Genomic DNA, 9921 nt, shown 5'->3' on the forward strand with positions numbered 1-9921 from the left:
TACCCAAGTAACTTCAAGATGCTTGGGTATATATCTAATTAAACGCGGTTAGATACGCTATCACCCGCTATACGACCATAAGTGAAGATATCAATCAACGCATTACCACCTAAACGGTTACCAGCATGAATACCACCAGTCACCTCACCGGCTGCATATAGCCCAGAGATTGGTGTCCCCGTTTTATCCAATACACACGCTTGAGTATTGATCTTCAAGCCACCCATTGTATGGTGAACTGAAGGCTTACGTGGCGTTGCATAGAACGGTGCTTTTTCCACTTTTAAGCCAAGTGCGCCTTTGTGGAATTCAGGATCACGCCCTTCATCAACGTAGCTGTTATAACGGCGAATCGTTTCTGTTAACGCTTCGGTCGGTACATTAATTTTTTGCGCTAATTCTTCAATGGAATCTGCTTTGATAATAATACCTTCTTCGATCTCACGCTCAATGGTTTCATCTGTGGTGTTCGCTGCTGTTTGACGGATAGCTTCATCAGCAATCATATAAATCACACCACCATTGTCGAAGAAAGAACGAGAAAGCACGTCTCGACTTTCACATTCATCGACAAAGCGCTTGCCTTGGTTGTTAACAAAGACAAAGTTTTCAGGTGGAACAATAAGACCCGTTAATAACGCACCAGATTTAGGATCACCAATCGGCATTAACTGAACATATTCCATGCCCACTAAATCAGCACCGACTTTTTCACCGATTTCAATACCATCACCAATAAGCGCAGGTGAGTTGGTTGTTTTAATATCGTCGGCAATCTCGTTCCAGTAGTTGTTGTATTTTTGCAGCATTTTGGTGTTAGCACCAAAACCACCAGACGCCAGTACAACACCACAATGAGTGGTTAGCACATATTTTGTACCGTCTGAATGCGTTGCTTTAATACCGACCACTTTTCCATCATCAACAATCAATTCCTCAGCTCGCGCATCCGTAATGATATGACCACCTTGGGCAATTACTTGCTTTTGCAGTTTTTCGACAAACTCAACACCTTTAGGGCGATTAGGTTTGTGCGCTCGACGCCATAGCGCACCAACAGCGATATCCACCATGCCACGGTTAAAGTCGATGCCTTTTTCCGTTAACCAATCAATCGATTCCATTGCACGACTTGTTAACGTCTGTACTAAATCGTATTGACCATGAATTGGTTCGCCATCAAGGTTAGTACGTTTACCACCTAGGTATGTCTGAATTAGGTGCAGTTCAACGGAATCAAACAGGTAATTTTTGCCACTTTCAGTATCAAGGAAATAGTTAGCTAATTGATCTTTTAGTGTGCGGAAATCTGCAAGATATTCTTCTGCAATGTCTGATTCAGGTGTATCGGCAATTGCTTTAAGATAATCCACTTCACCAGCAATCGCAGGGAAATCTTTTACCCACTTAGGCTCTGCTGCATTCACCCAACCGCCTGTACGTACAGTGTTACCACCAACAGCAGGGAATTTTTCTAGCAAGATAACAGACTTACCATTATCTAAAGCAGTAAGCGCTGCACTTAAACCTGCACCACCGCCACCGACAACAACAACATCGACAGTTTTTTCGATAACTTCCGTAGACCATTCAACCGCTTCACGTGCTTTACAACGAAGCGCTTCCGAGTTACCACCCGCTAAATCAACAGCATCAGATACACCGTCAATAACCGCTTGGCTACTCACTGTCGCACCAGAAATCACATCAATATTTAGCGTTTGGCCTTCCATAATTTGTTGTGGAATACGTTCAAACGCAGGGTTAGCAATACCGTCTGACTCTTTTGATGAATCAACGATAATATCGAGGATCTTGTCTTCAGAGAACGTCACCGTTACAGGTAATTTGCCATTATGACCGTAGCCATAAGCGGTGTACTCACCAGGCTCAAAGGTGATCTCAACGTTTTGTAATTCTTTAATACGCTGGTGCTTTAATGCCTCAGCTTTACTATCAACAATCATGTAATCCATGATTTCCCAAAGTGGTGTTGGGATCTTCAGTTGATGTTGTTGCTCAATATCAGCGAACTCGGCACATTCTTCACCATTGATCGCTTTAGTCGCCCATGTTGGCTCAACAAGGAAACCTTTACCCACACTCACCATGTCGTAACCTTGTGCTAACGCTTGATCAGCATCTGAACGCTGAGCGATACCACCAACACCTATTACAGGGATTTTGGCAACATTGTCAGATTTAAGCGCATGGTATTTACGAATAAGTAGTTCTTTATCTTCAGGGTTTACAATCGAATTTCGAGTATAGTTACCCATCGAAAAGTGGAAATAATCAAGACCACTCGCAGCCAACTTATCAAGCAAGTACATGGTATCTTCAAAACGAATACCAGGCTCTTCAATTTCTTCAGGAGAGAAACGGTAACCAATAATGAAATCATCGCGTTGGTGATCAGCGACAACTCTTTTCGCTTCATTTAAAACAGCAAGAGGGAATGTCGTACGTTTTTCAATATCACCGCCCCACTTATCATTTCGACGGTTTGAGTGTGGAGAGAAAAACTGTTGAAGGATGTATGTATTAGCGCCATGGATCTCAACACCATCAAAGCCCGCAACAATTGCACGATGAACAGCATTAGCAAAAGCATCAATCATGAAGCCAATCTGCTCTTTCGTCATTTCAAGTGGTGTTTCTGCATTATCGCGAAGCGCAGCGACAGGACTCGCCGATATAGGCTGATGGCCACCATTGTATTCGCCATTTGCCATACGGCCAGCATGGTAGATCTGAAGAATAGCCTTTGAGCCTTTCTCTTTAATTGCCGATGCTAACTTCTTGAGTCCAGCAATCTTACTGTCGGTATTGATACCTAATGCACCGGGAAATGCTCTACCGTAATTTTCAACAAACGCACTTTCAACAATGACTGCGCCAGCATCGCCAGAGCGAGCGGCATAATAGTCGATCATTTCTTGTGTAACACCACCATCAAAAAATGCAGATTGAATGGTCATTGGTGCCATAACAATGCGGTTTTTGAATTTGGCTTGTGATAAGCCTAATTGAATTTCATCTGTTAATTTATTCACTGATTCATATTCCAATAATAATTAATACTTATATTAAAAATCACTAAATAAGCAGTTAAATTTAAGTAGCTTTTAAAATAAGAACTAAGGCAATTAACTAATATTGAATGAAATTACTACAGCGGTAATTCTCAGTAAAATGATACATCTGCATTTAGTCTATGCATAAAGCACATAAAACCATTAACATTTAAATAAATTCTCTTTCTATTAACATTTAAATTTAAACAAGCAAACAAAATAAGAGAAAAATTTACTTAGTATGAGCAGTTATGAAAAAATAAACATCGTTGAAAATGGATAATATAACTACTATCAACAGCTTAATTTTCACGAAATTGACTAATAATAAAAATAATCAAAAAATGATAAAACGGAGAGTGGTTATCCTATTCCTCAGAAAAAATTGCCGTATTAAAATAGAAATCATTCCTATTTTTCTTTAATCTTTATTTGCAAAATTGAATTTCATTATTGGCTGGATTTATGCCTTTGATGACAGTGAATAAAACCAATAATAAAAAAGCTGACATTAAGTCAGCTTCTATTGAAAATGTTGTATGTTAATCAATAAACTTATTATTCTTAGCCCAACGAGTGATCACCTCTTTTGCTAATGGCGCAGGGCCAAAGAAACGTTCTTGATCGCTAATGTCAGCAACAAAACGCCCTTTTTTGAAGAACAAGAACATTTCAAGCATGTCATAGCCAAGCTCACTGAATAGTTTGATTGGGCGAACAAGTAATTGGAAAACAAACCATGGCACAGTCCATGTTGATAACTTCTTACCTGTCACTTCACTAATTAATTGCACCAATTCCGCTTGGCTTTTAGCACCATCACTCCAACCTACATCAATCGATTTATTATTGATTTCATCACCTTCAAATGCGGCAGCTTTAGCAAGATAATCAGCTAAATCATCAGTCAAAATGTACGACCACTTAGTCGTTGTATCGCCAATTGCGTAAAAACGACCCGCTTTAAAGCCATCCGCAATGTAATCAGACGTTTGATCTAAAAACGCTGGTGCACGCACAAATACATAAGGAATGCCGACTTGCTTAATCACATCTTCTGCAACTTTTTTAGCATGAAAATGTGGCACGCTTTGCGCTTCATCACTATTAACAATACTCAAGAAAACAAAGCGTTCAATGTTTGCTCGTGCTGCCGCTTCTGCGAGGTTTTTATTGCCTTGGAAATCGGCATCAAGGCTCTCTTTCATATAACCGTTAGCAGAGCTAATCACCACATCCACACCTTGTAATGCAGCATCTAAAGAAGCAGGATCCATCATGTCAGCCTGTACCCACTCTAGCTCTGAAAATTCACCTTTTGGTGCACCACGGCGTGACATCGCTTTAATATCGACGTTTGAATGCTGCATTAAACTACGTAAAATTTTACGACCTAGGAAACCTGTGGCACCAACAACAAGTACTTTCTTCTTTTGAGTTTGCATAATCATTTTCTCGTTAATCTCTGACGTTGAAGCCATGTTATATAATTCTATATTTGGATTAAATACTATAAAATGGAAATGATTGGTTCAAAAATGGGATAATTATGAAATCACTCGATGATATGGCGTTATTTGTAGAAGTCGCCAACGTAATGAGCTTTCGCCAAGCCGCAGAGATTACTGGAGTGCCTAATTCCACCCTTTCAAGGCGCATCAGTGCATTAGAAAAAGCCATTGGGCTGCGTTTGCTCCACCGTACAACACGAAAAATTGAACTCACAGAGGCCGGTCAACTGTATTACGAGCGTTGTCGTCGTATTGTTGAAGAAGCCAAACTCGCCCATCAACAATTGAGTGATATAGCAGAAAATCCTAGTGGTACGGTTCGCGTGTCTGCCCCTATTGATTTTGCGACCCACTTCATTGCGCCATTACTACCCGAATTTTCAAAACAATATCCCGATATTGAATTGGAATTTGATTTATCTTCACGGCGTGTGGATATGACATCGGAATATTTCGACGTAGCAATTCGAGCAGGTGAAAGTGAAAGCTCAAGCTTAATTGCTCGTAAACTCGCTAACTTCCATCACTATGTTTATGGTTCTCCCGCTTATTTGGCACAATATGGCGAACCACAATCACCAGACGAACTTACTCAACATCAGTGTTTTAGTATCGTAAAATCAGCCCATTGGGCATTACATAGCAAAGATAAATCGGCAGATATTAAGGTAAACAGCAAACTATTTGTAAATAGTATTGGCATGATCAAGCAATTAATAGTGCTCAATATGGGATTGGGATTACTCCCACAAGAAATGATCACAGATGAGTTAGCGCAAGGAACATTACAACGCATATTACCGGACTGGCAAAGTTCTCCTGTGCCGATATACGCCATAACCGAAACACGGTTACTACCCGCCAAGACTCGCTGTTTTATTAACTTTATTCAAAGTAAACTTGAATAGGTAAACTCAAGCGATTCATCGAGCAATATTAAGCTCAATTACTCTTCTTCCATTAAGATTTTCATCATCTGCTGATGGTGATTCAGGAAGTTTCGAGTGATCTCATAATGCTCGGTATCCTCATACGTTGTTTCATCGATGCCACTATCACTGAACTGATAGATTTTAGCTCTTGGGTAGGCCAATAAAATCGGTGAGTGAGTAGCAATAATAAATTGCGAACCTGCTTCAACTAAACGATGCATTTCTGAAAGCGCAGCCATTTGTCTAGCTGGTGAGAGAGCAGCTTCGGGCTCATCCATAATGTATAAACCATTACCGCGTAACTTATTAGAGATCGTTGCCATGAAAGATTCACCATGAGATTGATGGTGTAGTGATTGCCCACCATAACCTTGCAACGGTGGCGGCATAAGCTGATCTAAATAAGTGGCAACATTATAAAAACTCTCAGCCCTTAAAAAATAGAAGTCTTTCGGGCGTTTAAAACTTTTCACGGTTTTAATGTAGCGATCTAACTCAGAATGCGTTTGCGCGGTAGGAAAACCGGTATTCTTGTTCCCCCCTTCCGCATTAAGCCCCATCGCGACTGCAATCGCTTCAATTAGCGTAGATTTTCCTGAACCATTTTCACCGACAAAAAAAGTAACATCAGGATGAAATTCAATGACATCTAACGCTTTGAGGGCTGGAATACAAAACGGAAATTGATCGTAATTATCAATTTTTTCGCGCTTTAAAGCGATTTCTCGTAGGTAAGGTTTTTCTTCAAAACTCATAAATCTCAAACAGTGTTATTTATTTCTAAAATAGTTTAACCATGTTATCCGTTATCACATTGAAATAAAATGAGCGAGAAAGTTAGTACCCACTCAATTTATATCAACCATGAATAACGGACCTATTCCGCTTGAGATGGTGCAGCTTCTGTTGCAGATGCGGGTGTTGAAGAGGTTGGAGTATCAACTAAGGGTGCTGCCGCATCTTGCTGAATTTGCGTTGCTGTTGGTGAGTCAGCATGCGTTTGTGATTCTACAACTGGCGCTGCATTGGTAGATTCTGGTGTTGAAGATGTTGGAGTATCGATTAAAGGTGCTGCTAAAGGTGTAGCTGAATCTTGTTGGGTTTGTGCCTCTGTAGGCTGTTCCGTTACAACAGGAGCGCTTGATGCGACATCGACGCCAGAGCATGACATCCCTAAGCTGGTTAATTTTTCAGCAAAAGATTTCGCTTTTTCTTCACAGTAACCGACCTCATGTTTCGCATCCCATAATACAGCAGTGCCTTCCGGCTTAGTATAGCGAACTTCACACGGTACTTTGCTATTTGGATTAGCATAAACAACTTCGATGACACGCTCAGAATGATCACTTTTACACACATACCTATCTTGTGCATGTGCTTGAAAAGCGAGAATAGATAGCGCAACCAATAATAGTGATTTCATCATATAACTCCCCAAAATATACGTTATAAAAGAGATAACAATCTTATCTTATTCGCTAAACAATGACTTGAAGCTGAATATTTAACGCGATAGATGATTTAACCTTTACTATTCAAACAGTATAAGGGCTTTGACAATAAACATAGAATTAAATTTATCATTATGTGATTGGGTATTGCATACATTTAAGAGCAATAACCGTAATAGGCAGACAATAAAAAAGGCTCATTACGAGCCTTTAATTTTGATGACAAGAAATGCAATCGCATGAAATTATTGATGCGCTGCTTTCTTCTCAACCACTTTTTCAAAATGGAAAAATGCTTCTTTAATACATTCTTCTAAATTTACGTTATGCGCTTTAGCACTCACTTTATGGAACACTTCAGTATCCATTTTCAAATCAACAGCATAGCCTGTATCTTCTTTGATGATATCCACATGAAGATGTTTAAATTCAGGATCGATAACCATCATCTTTTCAATATAATCAGATACTACTGCTTTGATTGAATCAGTTAGTTCCATATGTTCACATTTGATTTTTAAGCTCATGATACACCTCAGTAATTCTCTTAAATATCTGACACTGAATGTAAGCCTAAAAATAAAAAAAGTCTCATCCTAAAAAAGTAATATTAATACTCAAAAAATGACTTCGCTTCACCTTTATTCTTCAGGTAATACCCAATCAGGACGCGGAAAATGACAGGTATAGCCATTAGGTCGGTGAAGTAAATAATCTTGGTGTTCTGGCTCTGCTTGCCAAAAATCACTTGCTGGCACGACTTCTGTTACTACCGTGCCCGGCCAAATGCCAGAAGCATTGATACGCTTAATCAAATCTTGGGCCGTGTTTTTTTGCGCCTCTGAAGTATAGAAAATCGCAGAGCGATAAGAAGTACCGATATCATTACCTTGGCGATTGGTCGTTGTTGGATCATGAATTTGAAAGAAGTACGCCAAAATATTTTCAAAACTGGTTTGGTCATCATCAAAAGTTATTTCAATCGCTTCAGCATGAGTACCATGATTGGGATAAGTGGCATTTGCCACATCACCGCCCGTATAGCCAACGCGGGTTGTTATTACCCCAGTTTGACGACGAATAAGATCTTGCATCCCCCAAAAACAGCCGCCAGCAAGTATCGCTTTTTGTTGTGCCATCGTTAACTCCTTCGCATTCTTAAATCCTAATTCAATATATACCCTATCAATAAATCGTCAGGGATGAACAGTATTTGTGATTGAAAAACAGCTAAAAACTTATTTCAACGCCCTCAAGAAAAGTCTTCATTTAGCAATAGATTCTGCCTTCATATACCTAATTGACTGATGATCACGGTAAAGAACAAGTATACTTATTAATATAAAATCAAATAGCGAGTTGATAAAACCAGGGACGATTCATTGGATATTTTAATTTATAGTTTAATTGCCGCAGCATTACTTCCTTACATAGCCAAAATACCTCTCGCCGTCGCAATGCATAAAGTGGGAGGCTACGATAATAACCATCCCCGAGACCAACAAGCAAAATTGCATGGTTTTGGTGCGCGAGCATTAGCAGCACATCAAAATGCCTTTGAATCACTGATTATTTTTTCCATGGCCGTTTTGTTAGCAATCGCAACAGGCACCACAAATGAAAAAATTCAGTTATTGGCACTTCTCCACATTAGCTTTAGAGTTGTCTACCACATACTGTATCTAATAAATCTCGGTGTTTTACGTTCCATCGCTTGGACGATAGCAATCGGCTGCTCATTTATCATTATGGGACAGTGCCTGTCGAGTTAATCAAAAGTAAGACATAAAAGTAGATTGAAGGTGCAACTTGATAAATGCACTTGATAAAAAGCATTAGCGTAACTATAAATTTATATGCAAGTGTCTAGGTTCATCATAACCATTGCCCCTCATTCCAAATATGTGACTAGAGGGGCTTTTTATATCAATTAAATACAACCCATTTTTATATCTGTGCACCATATCCTATGTGTAATTGGATATATTTTGATATTTTGCATGCGATTTTTTGATATTAATTTAACGATGACAGATTTTATTGAATTTCATTGATAACACATTCTTTGTTATTAATCTGATATCGGTTGGAATGGAGATTTACGATGAATCACTGGACAGACTTTTTCCCTTATGTCGCTATGGCGATTAAAGTCATTGCGTTAATGGTTGCTGGATATTTTGCGATCAAGTGGCACTTCGACCAAGACAGAAAACTGAAGAATAAAGAAAAACAAGAACAACAGATTAAAACGCAAGATTAGGAAATCTTACAGCATAAATACTGCCAAGCAGCCTTTTTACTTTACACATTTATAGATAGCAGTATTTGTGGTTTTTTTATTAGTAATATCAAGAGAGTCATAAGGATGACTCTCCGAATACATAATCTTATTTCTTCATCGCTTCTTTTAAAAGCGCCGCTCCTGCCAGCCAACTAACGGCAATGCATCAATAGAGCCACCGCGCCTATCACCTCTATCATCGTTCCCATCTGTTGCATAAGCCCAAAACTCATCACGAGCAGCCTCATGTTCAGATGTTATACACGAGTATGCATCTAATTGATGAACTTCACTTAACACGTCAAGATCTGGCTCTTCAATGGATGATATGTAATGTTGCTGAAGAAACTCTTCATTCTTATTTTTAGGAGGTACCCAAGTAAAGCCCAAAATTAAACAACCTATCGCCTGATGAAAATAGGCACTATGAGTCCAAGCTGTCATCGTTGAAAGTCGACGAGGAAAAAATGCGACTTTATGTTCTTGTTGGAATTGAGCCTCATAACTATCCCATAACTCATAATCTTTATCATGAATATTGTAGTGGTCAACAAATACTAGCCACGGTTTTAGAGGTTAACCAATATAATCGTTCTGATTCATTCGGTGTTAATCCGCCATTATATTGATGTGGTCGTAATTGGCTGTAATAACCAATAATATATC

Annotated in this window: 10 protein-coding genes; 3 read left to right on the plus strand and 7 right to left on the minus strand. The window is 39.2% G+C overall.

The annotated features are described in order from the left end of the window. Positions 1-38 precede the first annotated feature (38 nt). Together C9J40_RS06590 and C9J40_RS06595 are read right to left on the minus strand one after the other, a co-directional pair. Positions 39-3056, minus strand: coding sequence for a flavocytochrome c (locus C9J40_RS06590; RefSeq protein ID WP_107246251.1), 3018 nt, complete (start codon positions 3054-3056; stop codon positions 39-41). Positions 3057-3619: 563 nt separating this feature from the next. Continuing rightward, on the minus strand, positions 3620-4522 hold the full coding sequence (locus tag C9J40_RS06595; protein WP_233217686.1) for an SDR family oxidoreductase: 903 nt from the start codon (positions 4520-4522) through the stop codon (positions 3620-3622). A 104-nt stretch (positions 4523-4626) separates the two neighbouring features. On the opposite strand from C9J40_RS06595, the gene C9J40_RS06600 reads away from it, so the two are divergent. After that, on the plus strand, positions 4627-5496 hold the full coding sequence (locus C9J40_RS06600) for a LysR family transcriptional regulator (RefSeq protein ID WP_107206741.1): 870 nt from the start codon (positions 4627-4629) through the stop codon (positions 5494-5496). 38 nt (positions 5497-5534) lie between these two features. Here C9J40_RS06600 and C9J40_RS06605 read toward each other — a convergent pair whose 3' ends face one another. The 4 genes from C9J40_RS06605 to msrA form a co-directional block, all read right to left on the minus strand. Next, on the minus strand, positions 5535-6275 hold the full coding sequence (locus tag C9J40_RS06605) for an AAA family ATPase (protein ID WP_107246252.1): 741 nt from the start codon (positions 6273-6275) through the stop codon (positions 5535-5537). 122 nt (positions 6276-6397) lie between these two features. Next, positions 6398-6946, minus strand: a complete 549-nt coding sequence (locus C9J40_RS06610) for a hypothetical protein (protein WP_233217708.1) — start codon at positions 6944-6946, stop codon at positions 6398-6400. A 270-nt stretch (positions 6947-7216) separates the two neighbouring features. Further along, the gene (locus C9J40_RS06615; RefSeq protein WP_107246254.1) at positions 7217-7498 is read right to left on the minus strand and encodes an HPF/RaiA family ribosome-associated protein; all 282 of its coding nucleotides are present in this window, start codon (positions 7496-7498) and stop codon (positions 7217-7219) included. A gap of 114 nt (positions 7499-7612) precedes the next feature. Next, positions 7613-8110: a peptide-methionine (S)-S-oxide reductase MsrA gene (msrA, locus tag C9J40_RS06620; protein ID WP_005366207.1), complete on the minus strand. Its 498-nt coding sequence runs from the start codon at positions 8108-8110 to the stop codon at positions 7613-7615. 243 nt (positions 8111-8353) lie between these two features. Here msrA and C9J40_RS06625 point away from each other — a divergent pair, with 243 nt between their 5' ends. Together C9J40_RS06625 and C9J40_RS22120 are read left to right on the plus strand one after the other, a co-directional pair. Next, positions 8354-8743 (plus strand): MAPEG family protein, encoded by a 390-nt coding sequence (locus tag C9J40_RS06625; RefSeq protein ID WP_107246255.1) that lies wholly within the window; start codon positions 8354-8356, stop codon positions 8741-8743. A 332-nt stretch (positions 8744-9075) separates the two neighbouring features. Further along, positions 9076-9234: a hypothetical protein gene (locus C9J40_RS22120; protein WP_005366214.1), complete on the plus strand. Its 159-nt coding sequence runs from the start codon at positions 9076-9078 to the stop codon at positions 9232-9234. Positions 9235-9381: 147 nt separating this feature from the next. Here the strand turns inward: C9J40_RS22120 and C9J40_RS22125 are convergent, their stop codons facing one another. After that, on the minus strand, positions 9382-9699 hold the full coding sequence (locus C9J40_RS22125; RefSeq protein WP_199188053.1) for a hypothetical protein: 318 nt from the start codon (positions 9697-9699) through the stop codon (positions 9382-9384). Between the last annotated feature and the right edge of the window lie 222 nt (positions 9700-9921).

The sequence above is a fragment of the Photobacterium sp. GB-72 genome, assembly GCF_003026095.1.
Lineage (GTDB): Bacteria > Pseudomonadota > Gammaproteobacteria > Enterobacterales > Vibrionaceae > Photobacterium.

Coding starts and splice junctions, on each gene's coding strand:
- C9J40_RS06600 (WP_107206741.1), top strand. CDS start 4,627: ATGAAATCACTCGATGATATGGCGTTATTTGTAGAAGTCGCCAACGTA.
- C9J40_RS06605 (WP_107246252.1), bottom strand. CDS start 6,275: ATGAGTTTTGAAGAAAAACCTTACCTACGAGAAATCGCTTTAAAGCGC.
- C9J40_RS22125 (WP_199188053.1), bottom strand. CDS start 9,699: ATGACAGCTTGGACTCATAGTGCCTATTTTCATCAGGCGATAGGTTGT.
- C9J40_RS06615 (WP_107246254.1), bottom strand. CDS start 7,498: ATGAGCTTAAAAATCAAATGTGAACATATGGAACTAACTGATTCAATC.
- C9J40_RS22120 (WP_005366214.1), top strand. CDS start 9,076: ATGAATCACTGGACAGACTTTTTCCCTTATGTCGCTATGGCGATTAAA.
- C9J40_RS06610 (WP_233217708.1), bottom strand. CDS start 6,946: ATGATGAAATCACTATTATTGGTTGCGCTATCTATTCTCGCTTTTCAA.
- C9J40_RS06595 (WP_233217686.1), bottom strand. CDS start 4,522: ATGCAAACTCAAAAGAAGAAAGTACTTGTTGTTGGTGCCACAGGTTTC.
- msrA (WP_005366207.1), bottom strand. CDS start 8,110: ATGGCACAACAAAAAGCGATACTTGCTGGCGGCTGTTTTTGGGGGATG.